Origin of the sequence: Micromonospora sp. DT44 (assembly GCF_049841635.1) — a bacterium.
Classification (GTDB): domain Bacteria; phylum Actinomycetota; class Actinomycetes; order Mycobacteriales; family Micromonosporaceae; genus Micromonospora.
Genome location: NZ_JBNCKS010000088.1, coordinates 1 through 18,318 on the forward strand (window position 1 = coordinate 1; position 18,318 = coordinate 18,318).

The 18,318-nt window shown below is 68.9% G+C and carries 13 protein-coding genes and 2 pseudogenes; 11 read left to right on the forward strand and 4 right to left on the reverse strand.

The genetic code is table 11. The features are described from left to right. Window positions 1-118: 118 nt before the first annotated feature. The 9 genes and pseudogenes from ACLQ25_RS30785 (at window position 119) to ACLQ25_RS30825 (ending at window position 7,985) form a co-directional block, all read left to right on the forward strand. Window positions 119-1,423 (forward strand): ABC transporter substrate-binding protein, encoded by a 1,305-nt coding sequence (locus tag ACLQ25_RS30785; protein WP_425734246.1) that lies wholly within the window; start codon window positions 119-121, stop codon window positions 1,421-1,423. A 116-nt stretch (window positions 1,424-1,539) separates the two neighbouring features. Beyond that, the gene (locus ACLQ25_RS30790; protein ID WP_425734247.1) at window positions 1,540-2,403 is read left to right on the forward strand and encodes a carbohydrate ABC transporter permease; all 864 of its coding nucleotides are present in this window, start codon (window positions 1,540-1,542) and stop codon (window positions 2,401-2,403) included. Beyond that, a complete protein-coding gene (locus ACLQ25_RS30795; protein WP_425734248.1) occupies window positions 2,403-3,299 on the forward strand; it encodes a carbohydrate ABC transporter permease in 897 nt (298 codons plus the stop codon). Before ACLQ25_RS30790 ends, ACLQ25_RS30795 begins: the two co-directional genes overlap by 1 nt. A 5-nt stretch (window positions 3,300-3,304) precedes the next feature. After that, the gene (locus tag ACLQ25_RS30800; RefSeq protein WP_425734249.1) at window positions 3,305-3,982 is read left to right on the forward strand and encodes a hypothetical protein; all 678 of its coding nucleotides are present in this window, start codon (window positions 3,305-3,307) and stop codon (window positions 3,980-3,982) included. A gap of 88 nt (window positions 3,983-4,070) precedes the next feature. Beyond that, window positions 4,071-5,255, forward strand: coding sequence for a glycoside hydrolase family 88 protein (locus ACLQ25_RS30805; protein ID WP_425734250.1), 1,185 nt, complete (start codon window positions 4,071-4,073; stop codon window positions 5,253-5,255). 34 nt (window positions 5,256-5,289) lie between these two features. Continuing rightward, the gene (gene iolB / locus ACLQ25_RS30810; RefSeq protein WP_425734251.1) at window positions 5,290-6,114 is read left to right on the forward strand and encodes a 5-deoxy-glucuronate isomerase; all 825 of its coding nucleotides are present in this window, start codon (window positions 5,290-5,292) and stop codon (window positions 6,112-6,114) included. Between the two features lie 2 nt (window positions 6,115-6,116). Next, window positions 6,117-6,881 (forward strand): 2-dehydro-3-deoxy-D-gluconate 5-dehydrogenase KduD, encoded by a 765-nt coding sequence (gene kduD / locus ACLQ25_RS30815; RefSeq protein ID WP_425734258.1) that lies wholly within the window; start codon window positions 6,117-6,119, stop codon window positions 6,879-6,881. A 13-nt stretch (window positions 6,882-6,894) separates the two neighbouring features. Then, window positions 6,895-7,026 (forward strand): annotated as a pseudogene (locus ACLQ25_RS30820) (DeoR family transcriptional regulator); the annotation flags it as partial. A 116-nt stretch (window positions 7,027-7,142) separates the two neighbouring features. Next, entirely contained in the window at window positions 7,143-7,985 is an 843-nt protein-coding gene (locus ACLQ25_RS30825) for a LacI family DNA-binding transcriptional regulator (RefSeq protein WP_425734252.1), read from the forward strand. A gap of 385 nt (window positions 7,986-8,370) precedes the next feature. Here ACLQ25_RS30825 and ACLQ25_RS30830 read toward each other — a convergent pair whose 3' ends face one another. Then, window positions 8,371-10,506: a beta-galactosidase gene (locus tag ACLQ25_RS30830; protein WP_425734253.1), complete on the reverse strand. Its 2,136-nt coding sequence runs from the start codon at window positions 10,504-10,506 to the stop codon at window positions 8,371-8,373. Window positions 10,507-10,967: 461 nt separating this feature from the next. On the opposite strand from ACLQ25_RS30830, the gene ACLQ25_RS30835 reads away from it, so the two are divergent. Next, window positions 10,968-11,216, forward strand: a complete 249-nt coding sequence (locus tag ACLQ25_RS30835; protein ID WP_425734254.1) for a hypothetical protein — start codon at window positions 10,968-10,970, stop codon at window positions 11,214-11,216. Window positions 11,217-11,590: 374 nt separating this feature from the next. Here the strand turns inward: ACLQ25_RS30835 and ACLQ25_RS30840 are convergent, their stop codons facing one another. Continuing rightward, the gene (locus ACLQ25_RS30840; protein WP_425734255.1) at window positions 11,591-12,709 is read right to left on the reverse strand and encodes a LacI family DNA-binding transcriptional regulator; all 1,119 of its coding nucleotides are present in this window, start codon (window positions 12,707-12,709) and stop codon (window positions 11,591-11,593) included. Window positions 12,710-13,273: 564 nt separating this feature from the next. Here ACLQ25_RS30840 and ACLQ25_RS30845 point away from each other — a divergent pair. Beyond that, window positions 13,274-15,982 (forward strand): RICIN domain-containing protein, encoded by a 2,709-nt coding sequence (locus tag ACLQ25_RS30845; RefSeq protein WP_425734256.1) that lies wholly within the window; start codon window positions 13,274-13,276, stop codon window positions 15,980-15,982. 311 nt (window positions 15,983-16,293) lie between these two features. On the opposite strand, the pseudogene ACLQ25_RS30850 reads toward ACLQ25_RS30845, so the two are convergent. Then, window positions 16,294-17,077, reverse strand: a pseudogene (locus tag ACLQ25_RS30850) (IS630 family transposase); the annotation flags it as partial. A gap of 461 nt (window positions 17,078-17,538) precedes the next feature. After that, window positions 17,539-18,318, reverse strand: a 780-nt coding sequence (locus ACLQ25_RS30855) for a tyrosine-type recombinase/integrase (RefSeq protein WP_425734257.1), incomplete at its 5' end; no start/stop codon positions are given.

Here is an 18,318-nt window from a genome sequence, read left to right on the forward strand (position 1 = left end):
AACTGGCACACCGGCCAACCGGTCATGCGATCCCTGACCGCCTACGACCACTGACCCCTTGGAATCGATCATCTAGCAGTCCGGGCCCCGTCGGGGCCTCTGATCTAAGGAGTAAGGGATGAAGCGCAGAATACTGGCTACCGTCAGCGCCGCGACGGCGCTGACACTCGTCCTCGCCGGCTGTGGCGGCGAGGACGAGCCGGCCGACCCCAACGCCCCGGTGACGATCACCCTGGCTGGCTGGAGCCTGTCGTCCACGCCGGAGTTCAAGGCGCTCGCCGACGGCTTCAAGGCGACCCACCCGAACGTGACGGTGGAACTCAAGGAGTACGCCCCGGGTAACGACTACGACACCCAGATGATCACGGACCTGGCTGCCGGCACCGCCCCGGACGTCTACGTCATGAAGAACCTCAAGAACTTCTACACGTACCAGAGCGGTGGTCAGCTGCTCGACGTCTCCGACGCTACCTCCGGTCTCGGCTCGAGCCCGGCGCTCTCGTCGTACCAGGTGGACGGCAAGGCCTACGCGGTGCCGTACCGGCAGGACTCGTGGGTGTTGTTCTACAACAAGGACCTGTTCGCGAAGGCGAAGGTGACGCCGCCGGACGGCAGCTGGACCTGGGACGACTACACCGACGCGGCGAAGCGACTGCACACCGGGCTGAAGGTGGCCGGTTCGAACGCGACAGGCGCATACCAGCACACCTTCCAGTCGACAGTGCAGGGATTCGCGCTCGCGCAGACCCCCAACACGGACCTGCTCTCCGGGGAATTCGGCTTCCTGAAGCCCTACTACGAGCGGTCACTGGACCTGCAGGCGGCCGGCGCGCAGCCGACCTTCGGCACAGCGAAGACCAACAAGCTCACCTACCAGGCGCAGTTCGGCAAGCAGCAGTCGGCGATGCTGCTGATGGGCACCTGGTACGTGGCCACGCTGCTCAACCAGCGACAGAGCGGTGACGCCGACAGGTTCCAGTGGGGCATGGCGCCGGCGCCGCAGTTCGACAAGTCCACCACCGGCACCTCCGCCACGCCGGTCACGTTCGGCGACCCGACCGGGCTCGGCATCAACCCGAAAATCAACAAGTCGAAGGTCGCCGCGGCCAAGGCTTTCCTCCAGTACGCGGCCGGCCCGGAGGCCGGCAAGGCGCTGGCCGGGATCGGCATCACCCCGGCCCAGGTCACCGACGCGGCCACCGCGTCGCTGTTCGGGCTGGACGGCGTGCCGCAGGACGACCTGTCGAAGTTCGCCTACTCCAAGCACACCATCAAGCCGGAGAACCCGGTGTCGAAGCACACCGCGGGCCTACAGAACCTGCTCAACGAGACCCATTCGGCGATCCTCTCGGACGGCAAGAACCTCGACGCGGAGCTGAGCAAGGCGCAGACCCGCGCCAAGAACGAAGTCCTCAACCAGTGAGCTGATGGCGGGCCCGGCGCGCCTGCGCCGCACGCCGGTCCCGCCCCCAGGCCGAACGCTTCCGGAGACTCCCTATGGCAACATTGCCGCGCACAAGACCCAGGAACCGGCGGCTGGTGTCGCGCAACACGGTCGCCGGCTGGTCGTTCATCCTTCCCAACTTCCTCGGCTTCGCCGCGCTCACCCTGCTACCCGTCGTCGTGCTGTTCTACGTGGCCTTCACCAACTGGAACGTCTTCGGGGTGGCCGAGTGGACCGGCACCGCCAACTTCCGGCGGATGTGGGACGACGCGAGCTTCTGGACCGCCTTGCGCAACACCGTCTACTACGCCGTCTTCCACATCCCGCTGACCCTCGCGGCGGCACTCGGGCTGGCGCTGCTGCTCAACCGCAAACTGCGCGGCGTACGGTTCTTCCGCACCATCGCCTTCTTCCCCTACATCACCTCGATCGTGGCGATCGCGGTCGTCTGGAACCAGCTGTTCAGCCCGGAGTACGGCCCGATCAACGCTCTCCTCGGCGCCGTCGGGGTGGACGATCCGCCGGGCTGGACCGCGTCGGCGACCTGGTCGATGCCGGCGGTCATCATCGTCGGCACCTGGCGGTACATGGGCTACTACATGCTGCTGTTCCTGGCCGGCCTGCAGACCATCCCGGCCCAGCTCTACGAGGCGGCCGAGACCGACGGCGCCTCACCGTGGCAGCGGTTCGTGCACGTGACCCTCCCCGGGTTACGAACCACGACCTTCTTCGTCACGGTGCTGCTCACCATCGAAAGTTTCAAGGTCTTCGACCTCATCCTTGTGATGACCGGCGGCGGACCGGGCCAGTCGACACTGGTGCTCTCGCAGTACATCTACCAGAAGGGCTTCGAGGAGAACCAGTTCGGCTACGCCTCGGCGGTCTCCATCGTCCTGTTCGCCATCTGCTTCGGCATCACGGTCATCCAGTTCTGGGTCAACAAGCGGAGGAACACCTGATGACCGCGACCGACCTCTCCACGCCCGTCCCGGCCATCGCCGCGCCCGGCAACCACCCAACGTCCGTCCGACGTGTCAGGTCCCGGGCCGGGCGGCTCGTCGGGTACGCCGCGCTCGTGCTCGCGGCGGCCGGGCTGCTGCTGCCGTTCTTCTGGATGGTGGTGGCGTCGTTGAAGACCAACAACGACGTCTTCACCATCCCGATCACCTGGCTCCCCGATCCCGTGGTTTGGCGGAACTATCTCGACATCTGGCAGCGCTCGGACATGACGACGTGGCTGCGGAACACCCTGCTGCTGTCGGTGATCGTCACCTTCCTGCAGGTGTTCACCGGCAGCTTCGCGGCCTACGGCTTCGCCCGCGTCCGCTTCCCCGGCCGCAACCTGCTCTTCCTGGCGTACGTCGGGACTATCGCGGTGCCCTGGCAGTCGTACATGATCCCGCAGTTCATCCTCATGTCGAAGCTGCACCTGTCGAACACGCTGTGGTCGATCGTCGCGATACAGGCGTTCGGCGCGATCGGCGTGTTCCTCATGAAGCAGTTCTACGAGACGATCCCCGAGGAACTCAGCGAAGCGGCGCGGGTCGACGGGCTCAGCGAGTACGGCATCTACCGACGGATCATCCTGCCGCTGTCCCGGCCAGCGCTGGCCAGCCTGGCCCTGCTGACGTTCACCACCACCTGGAACGACTACCTCGGCCCGCTCGTCTACCTGCGCAGTCCGGAACTGCGCACCATCCAGCTGGGGCTGAACACCTTCATCTCCCAGTACAACGCCGAGTACGCGCTGATCATGACGGGCTCGGTGCTGTCCGTGCTGCCCGTCGCTGTCATCTTCCTGCTCGGCCAGCGCCACTTCATCGAGGGCGTCGCCTCGACCGGACTGAAGGGTTGAGGCCCATGCGTTCGCGACACCACACCATCACCGCCGTCCTCAACGGGATCTACGTCGCGCTCGTCACCAACCTGCTGCTGGTGCTCGGTTGCCTGCCACTGGTGACGCTCGCGTTCACCACCGACGCGGCGCGCTCCTGGCCGCTGTACGCGCTGACCGCCCCGCTCTGCGCGCCCGGGCTCTGTGCGGTCTTCGCGGTCATGTCCGACTACTCGTCCGGTGGGGCCCGCAGCCTGCTACGCACGTTCGGCGGCACCTGGCGGGCCACCGCCCGCCGGGCCATCCTCTGGACTGCCGCAGCCACCGCGGTCCTGGTCGTCCTCGGCGTCGACGCGTACGCGTTGTGGGGTCATCGGGTGGGCGCGCTCACGCTGCCGATCCTCGCCGTGCTCGCCGTGCTCACCGCCGCGACCGCGCTGCTCGGCCTGGTGACCATCGCCGAGCGGCCTGCCGCGCGGCTGCGCGACGTGGCCCGTGTGTGCGCGTACCTGGCGGTGCGCCGTTGGTACCTCACCGCCGTGTCACTGCTGGTCCTGGCGCTGCTGGCGCAGCTCTTCGTGGCCCGTCCCGCGATAGCGCTCGGCGTCGCGGCGGCGCCGCTGCTGTACGCCGTGTGGTCCAACAGCCGGTACAGCCTGGGGGCCGCGCTCGACCCACCGACGGCCGCGGCTCGGAGCACCTGATCGCCTCCACCCTCCCGGCGATCGAGCCGGGACGCCGACGAAACACCTGCCCGGCACCGGTCCGGACACACGAGGGAGAAAAACATCCATGACGGCGACCAACGTCCGTCCCAGCCCAGACGCCGAAGCGATGGCGGCCGCGGTGACCGCCGCGATACGTACCGTCGAGGCGAACATCGACACCTTCGGCACGCGGTACCCGGCGGACACCACCGTCGCCAACCGCTACCCGCTACGACCACCGACCGCAGGCCAGCCCGAGGGCGCCAACGTAGGCTGGACGACCAGCTTCTGGCCCGGGATGTTGTGGCTCGCCCACGACCTGACCGGCGACGAACACCACCTGCGAGCAGCCCTGGCACATGTAGACAGCTTCGCCGACCGGGTGCACGGTGGCATCGACCTGGATACCCACGACCTCGGCTTCCTCTACACCCTCGCCTGCGTCACGCCGGCAAGGCGCACCGGCGACCGGCGCGCCCGGGCGGCTGCCCTTGCGGCCGCCGACCACCTGATGACCCGCTTCCTCGAACCGGCCGGCATCATCCAGGCCTGGGGCGACCTGGCCGACCCCCGCCAACGCGGCCGCACCATCATCGACAGCCTGATGAACACTCCGCTGCTCTACTGGGCCAGCCAGACCACCGGCGACGGCCGTTACGCTGCGGCCGCCCGCCGGCACACCGCCCAGCTGCGCGAGCACATCCTGCGTCCGGACGGCACCACTTTCCACACCTTCTACTGGGACCCGGAGACCGGCGTGCCGCTGCGCGGCGAGACCGAACAGGGCCACGGGGACGACACCTGCTGGGCCCGCGGACAGGCATGGGGCATCTACGGCTTCACCCTGAACCACCGGTACACCGGTGACCCCACGCTGCTTGCCGCCGCCTCCACCTGCGCGGACCACCTTCTCGCACGGTTGCCGGCCGATCATGTCGCCTACTGGGACCTGGAGTTCAGCGACGGCAGCGACCAGGAACGCGACAGCTCCGCCGCCGCGATCGCCGCCTGCGGCTTGGCCGAGCTCGCCGGCAGCGTCGCCGACCCGGCGCGTGCGAAGGGCTACCGAGACGCGGCCCACCGGATCCTGCGCTCCCTGGTGGACAACTACGCCAGCGACGGCCACCCGACCTCGAACGCGCTCCTCCTGCACGGCGTCTACGACAAGCCCAAGGGTGTCGGCGTCGACGAGGGCAACCTCTGGGGCGACTACTTCTACCTGGAGGCCCTCACCCGCGCCACCACCCGCGGCTGGACCAGTCCCTGGTGACCCGCACCATCCGTACAGATTCAGGAAGGCGATCATGAATTACCGCTACCACTGCGTAATCCCCGCCGCCGACGGCCACAACACGCTGCCCCTCAATCCCTGCCGGCTACTGGATTTCACCCTGCTGAAGCTGTCGGCCGGCCAGTCCTGGACCGGCGGGTCCGACGACCGGGAGATCCTCGCGGTCATTCTCGGCGGCACCGCGAACTTCACCGTCGCGGACCACCACTTCCCGAAGGTCGGCCAGCGTGCCGACGTCTTCTCCGGCAAGCCGCACTCGGTGTACATCCCGGCAGGCTCCACCATCATCGTGGAGGCGGTCACCGACGTGGAGATCGCCCTACCCAGCGCCCCCAGCGACCTGGCCACCGCCCCGTACGTCATCGCACCGGAGCAGGTCGCCAACGGGCGCTGGGGAGCGGCCAACTTCGGCCGGACCTACCACCAGATACTCACCGAGATCAGCCAACCGGACCTACCCGCCCGCCGGCTCATCGTCGGCGAGACCTACACGCCGTCCGGAAACTGGAGCACCTACCCGCCGCACCGGCACCGGGTCGACGACCTGCCCGCCGAGGCGGCGCACGAGGAGATGTACTACTACCGGGTCAACCCGCCGAACGGGTTCGGCATCAGCCGGGTGTACACCGACGACGGATACGAGGAGAACGTCACCATCCGGAATCACGTGATGCAGATGATGCCGGAGGGCTACCACACCGTGGTCAGCGCACCCGGCTACACCACGTACTTCCTGTGGTTCCTGGCCGGCACCCAGCGCACCCAGGGCGCCCGCGAGGACGCCGACCTGGCCTGGGTCGGCCAGACCGTCCCGACCCTGCGCAACCTGGGACTGTGACGATGGTCTTGGACGCCTTCCGCCTCGACGGGCGGGTCGCCCTCGTCACCGGCGCGAACCGCGGCATCGGTCAGGCCGTCGCGATCGCGCTGGCCCAGGCCGGTGCCGACATCGCCCTGCTGGGCCGCACAGACCCCGCCGAAACGATCGCCGCGGTGGCGAAGCTCGGTCGGCGGGTCCTCCATGTACCTGGCGACCTCGCCACCGCCGGGCCAGACGAACTCGCCGACGCCGTCGAGACGGCCGCTGTCGGACTCGGCCGTCTCGACATTTTGGTGAACAACGCCGGCATCATTCGTCGCGCGGCCGCCGTCACCCACTCAGTGGAGGACTGGACGGCCGTGCTGCGCGTCGACCTCGACGCGGTATTCCACCTGTGTCAAGCGGCCGGCCGGATCATGCTCGACCAGGGACGCGGAAAGATCGTCAACACCGCGTCGATGCTGTCGTACCAGGGCGGTATCCGGGTGCCGTCCTACACTGCCGCCAAACACGCCGTCGTCGGACTCACCCGGGCGTTGGCCAACGAATGGGCCGCACACGGCATCAACGTCAACGCGATCGCGCCTGGCTACATCACGACCGACAACACCGCAGCCCTGCGCGCCGACCCAGATCGGGAACGTGCCATCCGCGACCGCATCCCGGCCGGCCGCTGGGGTACCCCCGACGATCTCATGGGCGCCGCGGTCTTCCTCGCCTCCGACGCCGCCCGGTACGTGCACGGGGCCGTCCTTCCGGTGGACGGAGGCTGGCTCGCCCGTTAGGAGCATACGCATCGTGGAAACAGGTCGGTTGTTCAGCGCACAGCGACAGGAGCGCCTGCTCGCCGAACTACGCGGACAGGGCGCGGTACGGGTTCGCGACCTCGCCCGCGAGTTCGGCGTCAGCGAGCTCACCATCCGACGCGACATCGCCGCCCTTGCCGAACAGGGCCTTGTGTCGAAGGTCCACGGCGGTGCCACGCTGCCACCCCAGAGCAACGCCGTCAACCAGCGCCGACACCCCCCCTCCGCTTCGCCGTCGGCATGGTCGTGCCCTCGCTCGACTGCTATTGGCCGCCTGTCGTGGCCGGCGCGCGGGCTGCCGCTGCCGCGCTCGGTGTCAGCATCCAACTGCGCGGTTCGAGCTACGACCCCGACGAGGACCGCCGTCAGATGCGCCGTCTCGTCGAGGCGCAACAGGTTCAAGGTCTGTTGCTGGCACCGAGCTTGGACGGCGACGACGCCGACGAGATCCTCGATTGGATCGGACACCTGCCGGTGCCGACCATCCTCGTCGAACGCCAGCCACGTTGGTGGACGCCGTCCACTCGGCATATCGAGTGGGTGCGCAGCGATCACTCTCTCGGCCTCGAGATCGCCATTTACCACCTCCGACGGCAAGGGCACCGTCGAATCGGACTCGTCGTCGCGCAGGGCAGCCCAACTTCGGTCCACCTGCGCCACGCCTGGCGGACCGCGGCCGCCGATCCCACGTTGTCCGGCGTCCTCGCCATCGAGGAAACTGTCATGGCGCACGGAGAGCGGGACGCCATCGATGGCGTTCTCCAGACCTGCCGACTTGCCAAGGTCACCGCTTTGATTGTTCACAGTGACCTGCACGCCATCGCGATCACCCAGGTCTGCACCGAGATGGGCATCGCCATCCCTGGCGATCTCGCGATCGTGTCCTATGAAGACGAGATCGCCCACCTGGCCGATCCCTCGATCACTGCGGTCCGGCCGCCGAAGAGTCACGTCGGCCGCCTTGCCGTCGAACTGATGGTCTCCCGCCTGCTACACGGTGCACGCCGGCCGCCACACCGGGTTCTACTCGCCCCAGACCTCATTGTCCGCGGTTCGTCGCTGTCTTTTACACAACGGCCATGAATACGAAGCTCCATGAAAATGGGGTTAGCTCACCCTGGCCGTACGCCACGGCGTGATCCCCACCAACCCCGTACGCGACACCGGCCGGCTCCGCAAACCCCGCCGCGCCGTCGTCGCCCTCACCGACAAACCTCCAAGCCGTCCGGACGGCATCCGCGACTGGCAACGACCGATCGCCGGAAAGCCCGGACCACGGCACAGCGGCGATCTGGCCGATGTCGTCGACCTGATGCTCGCCACCGGCGCCCACATCGGCGAGATCCTCGCCCTGCGCTGGGAGGACCTCGACCTTGCCGCCGAACGCCCCACCCTGACGATCTGCGGCACGCTCGTCTTCGTCAAAGGTGAGGGCTTCTTCCGTGATCCGCGATTCACCCGCGGCGGGTCAGCCAGAAGCTTCAGTTCCGGCCGACGCGAAGACGCGCACGTCCCACGCGCCGAGGTGCACCGCCGTGCCCGACGCGACCGCGGCACCGGTCAGGGCGTCGGTCAGCGGCACCGGCGCCTCGAGCGCGACGCGTTGCCAGCTCCAGTTGTGCACGACGTGGACCCGGCGCCCGTCCGGGGAGGTGGCGGTGGTGGCCGTGACGGAGGCCGGGAGGCGGCGCCATCCGCCGGTCGGCACCGGCGCGAGCCATGCGGCGAGGGCCTGGGCGAGGTCGCGTCCGGGTACCGTGCCGACGCAGGTGACCCGGCCCGCGCCGTGGCGGCGGGTGGTGACCGCCGGCCAGCGGCCGAAGTGCGGATGGTGGTACTCGACGAGCACATCGGCGTCCACGACGGTGAGGCCGTCGGCCCAGCGCGTCGCCGCCGCCCGCTCCGGTAGGTCGAACGGCCCGCCCGAGGCGGCACGGACCGGGACGTCGCGCACCAGGTTGCTGAACTCCTCGTAGCGGACTCCGGTGGCCTCGACGAGCCGTCCGGGCGCCGGCTCGTGTCGCGCGCGGGCCTCGTGGTCCGCGTAGCCGGTCCGCGGGCCGAGTACGAGGTGGCCGCCGGCGGCCGCGTAGGCGGCGAGCCAGTCGAGCGTCGCGTCGTCGGCGACGTACAGCGCCGCGACGACCAGGACCGGATGCCGTCGCGCGGCCGACTCCGGCGTCGGGCCGGCCCGCTCACCGCTCGGGTCGTGCAACTGCCCGGCGTGGACGATGCGTACCTGCCGGCCGGCGTCGAATGCGCCGCGATAGAAGGGATCGAAGATGCCGTGGTACGCCGCGGCGTCCGGTCCACCGTCCGCGGCCGACAGCGGCGGGTACTTCTGCATGAGCCAGTTGCTCGGCATCGAGTAGACCATCGTGATGTCGGCGTCGGGTTCGAGGGCGGCGACGAGCGGGCCGGCGGCGTCCAGTTCCGCGCCGAGGCGGGACAGCTCCGCGTACGTGCGGCCCGGCCGACCGCTGTGCGGAAGGATCCCGCCCCAGTAGGTCTCCGCGCCGAAGTGCAGCGTGTGCCAGTGCCAGTACTCGATCATCTGCGCCCCGCGCGCGACGAGCGCCCAGGCCGCCTGCCGCCACTGGCCGTCGTACGCCGGCCGGTTGTCCCACGGCATGCCGATGGACATGGCGTTGGTCTCGGTGACCAGGAACGGCGCCTGGCGCGACGAGAACATCCGGTCTGCGGTCTGGTACAGCGACCACACCCCGGTGGTCTTCCCGTGCTGTTCGACGTCGTCGTGGTCGCGGTCCGGCAGCGCCAGGGCGTCCTGCATGACGTAGTACGGGTTGCCGGCGGTGACGTCGAGGCGTTCGGTCAGCTCGTCGTCGTGCACTGCGGGCCGGCTGTAGGCGATGCACGTGGTGACGAACTGGTCGCCGCGCGCGTACTCCCGGACGATGCCGGCCTGCCAGTCGATGAACTCGGTCGTCTGGCGGGCCTGGAACGCCCGCCAGGCGACGTCGTACTGGGGCTGGGCGTTGCCGTCCGGGGTCCACAGGTCCGCCCAGGTGGAGAGGCGGTGCGACCAGTAGACTAGGCCCCATTTGCGGTTGAGGGTCTCGACGTCGCCGTAGGTGGTGCGCAGGTGGTCCACGAATCGCTGGAAGACGCCGTGGTTGTGCAGCAGTTCGTTGCCGGGTTCGTTGTCCACCTGGAACCCGATGACTGCGGGGTGGCCGGCGTACCGGCCGACGATCTGCCGGATGACCCGCTCGGCGTGGAATCGGAAGCCCGGGTGGGTGAAGTCGACCTCCTGCCGCGCGCCCCATCCGATGCGCTGCCCGGTGGCCCGCTCGCCGGCGATCTCCGGGTACTGCCGCGCGAGCCACGGCGGCACGGCGTAGGTGGGCGTGCCGAGGATGACGGAGATGCCGCGTTCGTGTGCGCCGTCGAGCACCGGCTGGAGCCACTCGAGGTTGAACCGTCCGTTCTCCGGTTCCCAGGTCGACCAGACCGACTCGCCGACCCGGATGACGGTGAAGCGGGCGTCGACCATCAGGTCGAGGTCGGTCTTGAGCCGTTCGTAGGGCTGGTACTCGACGTAGTACGCGGCGCCGAAGAGGACGCGGGCGGGGAGCACTGCCATAGGGGGAACCTCCGAGGTGGAGCGGTCGGTCATTGCTTGACGCTGCCGGTGGCCGGCTCGCTCTGCGAATACCGCTACAGGAGCAGGAAGGCCACGACGAGCGGGACGATCGAGAGCATGGACCCGGTCATCACGAGCACGACCGTGTCGCTGTTCGCGGGTCCGCCCCTGCGGTCTGGGAGGCCCAGGAGGCGAGGCCGACGGTGATCGGGTACAGGCTGGGGTCGCTGAGCAGGATGAGCGGGAGGACGTAATTGTTCCAGGTCTGACGAGGGTGAAGAGCACCACGGTCACCAGCCCGGGAGCCAGCAGCCGCAGGGCGATCGCGGTGGTCGGCACCGTGATGGCGCCGAGCACCAGGTTGAATCTGGCGCGGTCGCCACGGAACCGGAACTTGGCGAACCCGTACCCGGCGGCGGCCCGCGAGCAGTGCCTTCGTCGCCGGGAACAGGAACTGCTTGGTGGCGAACAGCTTGGCGCTGTCCGGGCCGGTGTTGAGGAACTGGGCGAACATCGCCGCCGCGATCGGGTTCTTGGTCGACTTGATGGCTGCGCTCGTCGAACCGCCCCAGTTGCCCGACTGCGGCGTGGACGCATCCCACAGCGGCAGCGGGGCAGCGCGCCACTTGCCCGAGGAGGACTTCGCCGAGCCGGAGAGGAAGGTCGGTCCCCAGGCCGCGGCGAGCCAGGGGCGTCCTTGCCGCTGTTGAGCGCGGCAAACCACGGATCGATGAAGTCCGGCTCGATCCCGACGACGCCCTCATTGGCCGGCCCGCCCCAGTACACGGCGAGCTTCTTGGACGTCGCGTCGTCGACGTGGATGGCGATGGTGCTCTTGCCGGACTTCACGTAGGGCCGCCCGCCCGCCCGCCCGCCCGCCCGCCTGCCTGCCTGCCTGCCTGCCACAGCAGCCCATGCCAGGTGGCGGGCTGACTCGGCGGGGACCGGCGCGTCGGGCAACGGCATGCTGGGGACAGGGGGTATCGAGAGGTGTGCGTCCGCGCGAGTGCTGCCGCCGCTCGTCAGCGACGGCCGGTGCGGGTCTCGGGTGACGTGCCGCCGTGGGTGGACAGATCGACGCTGATCAGGCCCGGGTGGCTGGGACTTCGCTGCCGGCGAGCTGACCATGGGCATGGGGAATCGCTCGGCGGCCACGTCCCGGGATCGGCCGGGGCGGGGGTGGCGCCGTCGAGGCGCGGACGACGAGCTCGACCGGTTGGTCGGCCGCCGGTGGAAGCTCGACGTCCGGGTGCTCGATGACCTGTACCAGCAGCGCGAGGCCCTGCCGTGTGACCTCGTCGAACGGCTGCCGCACGGTGGTGAGCGAAGGAGTGACGTAGGCGGCGACCGGAATGTCGTCGAACCCGACGACGCTGATGTCCTCGGGCACCCGGCGCCCGGCCTCGAGCTGCGCGCGGATGAGACCGATCGCCATGTCGTCGTTCGCGGCGAACACCGCGGTCACGGTGCCGTCGCCGGCCAGTTCCCGGCCCGCCGCGTAGCCGGACGCGGCCGACCAGTCGCCCTCGACGACCGGCGGCTCCTCCGCGCCGTGAGCTCGCAGCGCCTCGCGCCAGCCGGCGAGACGGTCCCGTGCCGAATACCACCGCTGCGGGCCGGCCAGGTGATGGACGGTCGCGTGCCCCAACTCCAACAGGTGCTCGGTCGCGGCCCGCGCGAGCCGGCCCGCGCCGACCCTGGCGGTCACCACCTGCGGCGCGGTGAAGGTGGGCGGCGCGCCGAGGACCAGGACCGGCACGTCCACGCTGATGAGGCCAACGCCCTCGTCGATCGGCTCGGAGATGACGACGCCGTCCACGCCCTGGTCCAGCAGCGACGCCAGGGCGCTCGCGATGCCGCCCGGGTCGCCCTCGATCGTGGTGGCCACCTGCAGCGTGTAGCCCACCTTCCGGACCGCCCGCTCGATGCCCATGAGCCACGACGCCGGCCCGTACAAGGCGCTGCCGAGCGTCACCACGCCGATCGACCGGGTCCGCCCGGAGGCCAGCGCCCGAGCCGCCTGGTTGCGCCGGTAGCCGAGCTCCGCGGCGGCGTCCAGGACCCGCCGACGCACGTCGACCGAGACATACGGCTCGTCGTTGAGGACCCTGGACACCGTCTTCTGAGAGACGCCGGCCAGCCGCGCGACGTCCACGCTGCGCGGCGTCGGAGGGCTTCCACCCGGCCTCGCCAGTCGCGTCACGGCACCTCCCATCGCCGGCCATAGTCCTGTATGGTTGCGTAGTCATGTCTACGCAGTCAGACTCTCACCGTAAAGAGCCCGTAACCCGCCCGTGACGCTGGCGAAGCACGTTCCCTACCAACACCCTAACTCCAGTCTTGAACCGAACAAGTCAGGCCGCGCCGCCCGCCGACTTCGCCGAGGACCGCGTTGCTGTCCACGCCTTCGACGTGTCACGCGGCCGGGCGCCGCAGCGGCGAATCGGTTCGCTATCCGATCGGCGCGGCGTCGATGGGTCGGCGACACGGAGTGCCTGAGCGCGATGCCCTAACTCCCCGCAAGGGTCGTACATATCGGCGGCCACTCGAAGCCTGCGAGGCGTCAGGAGCAGGAAGTAACCGTCTTGAAACCTTGACTTCACGCGCGATGCACCCATTAATACATATCTATGCATCTGGGTCGCAACCACCCTTCCCGGGTGGTCGGCGACGCCGGCAGATTTGTCGAATCGATTCGGGTATCGGCCTTGAGGCTGTGCCCTGAACCGGTGTTGCGGAGCTGGCGGATGAGTCACAGGAGGTAACCGTGCATCGTACGAACGTCCACTGGGGTGGCCGATTGTCGGCGTTGGCCAGAGGGCTGGCCGCGACCGTGGCGCTCGCCCTGCCCCTGACGCTGGGTGGTCTGACCCTGGCGACCCCCGGATCGGCCCTGGCCGCGCCGGTCGCGACGCAGCGTGTCGCGGCCGCCGGACTTGACGGTGTGGCGGCCGGCAACGCCGCGATCACCTCGGTCGACCTGGCCGGGACGTGGAACTTCACGCCCGCGGGTCGGGGTGCGACCACGATCGCGGTACCCGGTGGCGGCTGGTACAAGCAGGGCTTCACCACTGTGAACGAGGCGGTGTACTCGCGCAGCATCACCGTGCCGGACTCGGGGCAGCCGCAGTCGACCTGGATCGAGTTCGGCGCCGTCAACCACCAGGCGACGCTGTCGGTCGACGGCCGGGTTGTCGCCACCCAGACGACGGCGTTCACCCCGTCGAACTTCGACATCAGCGCATACGCGGCGCCCGGCACCACCCACACCATCACGGTGAACGTGAAGGGCCGCGGCGCGTTGAAGGCGTCCAACGGCCGGTACCTGGTGCCCGACGCCGCCACGTGGTCCGAGGCGATACCGCAGGGGATCTTCGGGTCCGCGTTCCTGCGGGTGTACCCGGCGGTCTACGTCAGCGACACATTCGTGCGTACGTCGGTGGCGAACAAGACGCTGACCTACGATGTGACGGTGCGTAACACGTCGGGCAGTTCCCGGTCGGTGACGTTGACCGGGTCGCTGTCGTCCAACAACGGAACGGCTTTCAGCTATCCGGCACTGCCCAGCCGCTCGGTCACCGTGGCGGCCCGCTCGACCGTGACCGTGACCGTCGGGCCGGTCGCGTGGAACCTCGACAGCACCTCGTACTGGTGGCCCAACGTGCCGTACCGGTCGGGGTACCGGGCGCAACTACACGGGCTGACGGTGCATGCCGTCACCGACGACGGCCGGACGAGCGACGCCGAGTACCGGTTCGGGTTCCGGGAGGCCACCCAGAACGGTGACTACTACTACCTCAACGGCGTGCGCGTGAACTTCCGCGGCGACAACCTCCAGGGTGGCGACTATGACCGGATCAACAACGGCGGCAAGGGCGACGCGTACCACACCCTGCCCGGCTTCCTGCCCCCGTCGTCCGGCAACGGCGGCTGGCCGCAGGCGGTGGACAACTACCAGCGGCTGAACTACAACGTGGTGCGTATCCACCAGGAGCCCGGGAGCCCGTACATGTTGGATGTCGCCGACGAGATGGGCCTGATGATCATCGACGAGGTCGCGATTCGCGGCTCCCAATCCTCGCAGGAGTGGCAGAACTCCGTCGGGCGCGACAACATGATCAACCACGCCCGTGCGCTGGTCCTGCGCGACCGCAACCACCCCGCGATCATCCGCTGGAGTCAGAACAACGAGCCGAACCAGAGCGGCCAGGATTCCGAACAGTTCGAGAAGGACCTGTACGCGGCGATGAACGGCGCCGACGGCACCCGGCCGATCATTGTCGAGGTGGGCGTCGGCAACAACGTCAGCCTGTATCCCGGGATGACGTACGCCAACTTCGCGGTGATCCCGCACTACGTCGACGGCTTCGGCCGGTACGGGGAGGGCCTGGTCAGCGTGAACGGGCGACCCGACGGCGAGGGCGAGTTCATCTGGCCGGCATGCAACAACAAGCAGGGCTTCGAGTGGTTCGCCACCGCGACTGCTGCCAAGCGCGGCAAGGGCGCCACCGACCTGCGCCCGTACACCCTGCTGTCCGCCTGGGCCAGCGTCGTGCCCGGCGTGCGGTCCACCGACTTCACCCCGGAGGAGGGCGGTCACCCCATCTACGGCGCGGACAACCTGCCCGACCCGTGGAGCAACCCGCAGATCCAGCGCGTGCAGGCGGCGTTCAACCCGGTGGCCGCGATCGACCTCCCCTACTGGTCCGCCTCCGGCAATTCGGACTCCAACGGCACCTTCCCGCTACCGCAGGCGGTACCCAGCTACGCCCGCAACGCCACGGTGACCCGCACCATCACCGTGTTCAACGACGACCTCACCAACACCTCGGTGAACTTGGCCTGGACCGCCCGGCTCGACAGCCCGACCGGCGCGGTCGTCGCGTCCGGCAGCACGACCCTGACCGTCCCGCTCGGCTCACGGGTCACCCAACCGGTGTCCTTCACCGCCCCCGCCACCGGCAGCCGCGTGTACCTGCAGCTGTCGACCACGAAGTCCGGCAGCACCGTCTTCACCGACGCGGCCGAATACCTCAACCTCAGTGGAAGCGGCGGAACCGGGCCCGCAGCAGGCACCTACCGCATCGTCAACCGCAACAGCGGAAAGCCCCTCGCCATCGCCGGTAACTCCACCGCCGACGGCGCCAAGGCCATCCAGCAGAGCGGCACCCCCACCTGGACGATCAGCGCCACCCAGGACACGTACACCCTGCGCTACACCGCCTCCGGAAAAATGCTCGACGTCAACGCCGGCAGCACCACGCAGGGCCTGCAACTACAGCAGTGGTCGGCCAACGGCGGCGCCAACCAGTCGTGGTACCTGCGGCCCACCGGCGACGGCTACTACACCATCGTCAGCCGCAGCAGCGGACTCGCGGCCGACGTCTCCGCCGCCTCGACCAGCGACGGGGCGCAGGTCGTGCAGTGGACCGCCAACGGCGGCACCAACCAACAGTGGCAGTTCGTACCCGCCTGACCAGTAGCAGAGGCGAGTGCCAAGTTCGGCCGCCGATAACGGGCTGCCGATTATCGCGCCGACTCGGGGGCACAGTTTGTGCGCCCGAGTCGGCCGCGATCCAATCACGGCGGGACACGAGCTACCGATCCGAACAGACGCGGGCCCGGTCCGCTCGCTACCCGTACGCGAGCCAGGCCTAGTACCTCACGGTTCGACCGGCTTCGGTCGTGCGACGCTGTCGTTCATGACAGGCGAGGGACGGGTCGTGATGCAGGTTTACTGCCGGATCGAGGTCGTTGTTGACGATCCGGTAGCTGTCGCGGAGCAGTCGGTGCGCCGTCCGGGTGGGCTCGGCGGATCGACTGGAGCGCGGCCAGGGTGTTCGCAGCGCCTTTGCGGCGGTGGACGACGCCCCAGAGCTGGTCGTCGCCGACGGAGTAGCAGCCTTGGAACTGCCGGACGCCGTGCAACTTGTGGTAGTTCGCGGGCAGCCTGTGCGGGTGGCCTTTGGGTGCCCAGCCGGCGCCGGCCTGCGGGCGGATAACGAGGGGGCCGAACTCGTCGAACGCGAACACTCGTTGCGGGAAGTTGCTGGTCACGTGGTCGATGCGGGCGAGTTTCGCGTCGCGCTGCGGGTCGGTGGACTCCTTCCACGTCTTGGTCCGTTGGAAGTTGATGCCGTGTTTGAGCAGCAGTTGGCGCAGCCGTTCCCGCCCGATGGTGATCGGGCGGGCGGCGTGCGTGGTGAGGTAGTCGGCGAGCTTACGGACGCTCCATCGGGTGAACGGGCGCCCCACGGCTTCGGGGCGGGTGTTGGCCGTCGTGACGATGAACTGCTCGTCATCGGGACATCAGGCAGGGACGGCCACCCGCCCACCGAGGGTCCAGGCTGGCCAGGCCCATCTCGTTGAAACGGTGGATGACCTGCCGGATCGTGTCCTCGTCGGCCTGCACGAGGCGGGCGATCGCTGGGACGGTGTTGCCGCCTGCCGAGGCGAGCACGACCATCGCTCGCCGTAATCGGATCGGTGAACCGGTGCCTCTACGGGTGATGCGCAGCAGCTGCTGACCTTCCTGGTCATTGAGCCGCCGCACGCGTACGGGATCTGCCACCGTCACAGCCTGAACGGCATCACGCTGCCGGACCGTCAGGCCGGGCGGCGTGTCATTGAAACCCCGTTAGCGTTTGCGGTCACGGCACTAGCGGCGGCCGTCAGCTCCTGCAGGCTGCTGACCACTCGCACGCTGGTACCGGACCTTCAGGGCGAAAGCGACGTCGCTCTCAGCCAGCCTGTGGGGCTGTACCTGGCGGGTCTCATGCACCAGACTGCGGTGGCCCTCGCAGGCGAATAGCCGAGAACGTGAGGCCGCGACGTCAGGCCAGCGCAGGCCGACGCCCTACGCCGAGACATGTTCAAGGCGCGCCAATCGGTCGCGGGACCAGTGCGGGACTTGGACGTCAGCGATCAAGCGGCTCGTCGGCGTTGGGCCGGAGGACCTGCCATCGGCCGTCAACTGATCTTCAGCTCGACGGCGGTGCGGGTTGCGCCCCGCACCGTCGTCGAGCAGGTGAGTCAGCTCGGTGGACGGGGAAGGTCAGCCGGTGAAGGCTTGGCGATCGACTGGAAGTCGTCCCTGCGTTCTGCCATGGGGTGTGGTTGGCCGGTCATGGCGGACAGGGCTTTGGCGACGTCGTGCAGGTCGGCCTTGATGTAGGTGGTGGTGGAGGATCCGGGGCTGTCGGTGTGTCCGGCGTAGGCGCGGGCGATGCCGTAGCCGAAGTGCCGTTCGACCCAGGTCAGGGTGGTGTGGCGTAGCCGGTGGGTCGAGATGCCGTGCACGGCTACCCAGGGCAGGCGCTCACCCAAGCGTCGCCACAGGTGGTCGTAGCGGCGGCTGGTAATCGGTTGGCCGTTGCGCGCGCGCAGGAGCGGATCGGTCGGAAGGACCGCGCCGCGAGCTTCGGCGTGCTCCCGCAGATGTTCGGCGAGATCAAGGGTGATGGGCTGCCAGCGGATTGTTGATCCTTTCTCGTTGAGGCGGACGAGTCCGTTGGTGGTATCGAGGTCGACCAGCCGTAGGGCCAGGGCGCCGCCGCGGCGGCACGCGGTCTCGGTGTGCAGGCGCAAAAGCAGCGCGTCGAGGATGACGTCGTTTCCGCTGGTGCGCGCCATCGCGTTGATCTCCTCCAACTCATGTGCGGTCAGCGCGCGGCGGGTGCCGGGTAAGCGTCGGGGTTTCGCGACGCGGTGCGCGGGGCTGGCGGCGGCGTCGATCCCCTCTTGGTCAGGATGGCGTGAGGCACCCCGTGTGAGTGGGGTGGTGACCTGCTGAGGGCGGGGATCGGAGATCCT

Coding starts and splice junctions, on each gene's coding strand:
- ACLQ25_RS30785 (WP_425734246.1), top strand. CDS start 119: ATGAAGCGCAGAATACTGGCTACCGTCAGCGCCGCGACGGCGCTGACA.
- ACLQ25_RS30795 (WP_425734248.1), top strand. CDS start 2,403: ATGACCGCGACCGACCTCTCCACGCCCGTCCCGGCCATCGCCGCGCCC.
- ACLQ25_RS30800 (WP_425734249.1), top strand. CDS start 3,305: ATGCGTTCGCGACACCACACCATCACCGCCGTCCTCAACGGGATCTAC.
- ACLQ25_RS30805 (WP_425734250.1), top strand. CDS start 4,071: ATGACGGCGACCAACGTCCGTCCCAGCCCAGACGCCGAAGCGATGGCG.
- iolB (WP_425734251.1), top strand. CDS start 5,290: ATGAATTACCGCTACCACTGCGTAATCCCCGCCGCCGACGGCCACAAC.
- kduD (WP_425734258.1), top strand. CDS start 6,117: ATGGTCTTGGACGCCTTCCGCCTCGACGGGCGGGTCGCCCTCGTCACC.
- ACLQ25_RS30825 (WP_425734252.1), top strand. CDS start 7,143: ATGGTCGTGCCCTCGCTCGACTGCTATTGGCCGCCTGTCGTGGCCGGC.
- ACLQ25_RS30830 (WP_425734253.1), bottom strand. CDS start 10,506: ATGGCAGTGCTCCCCGCCCGCGTCCTCTTCGGCGCCGCGTACTACGTC.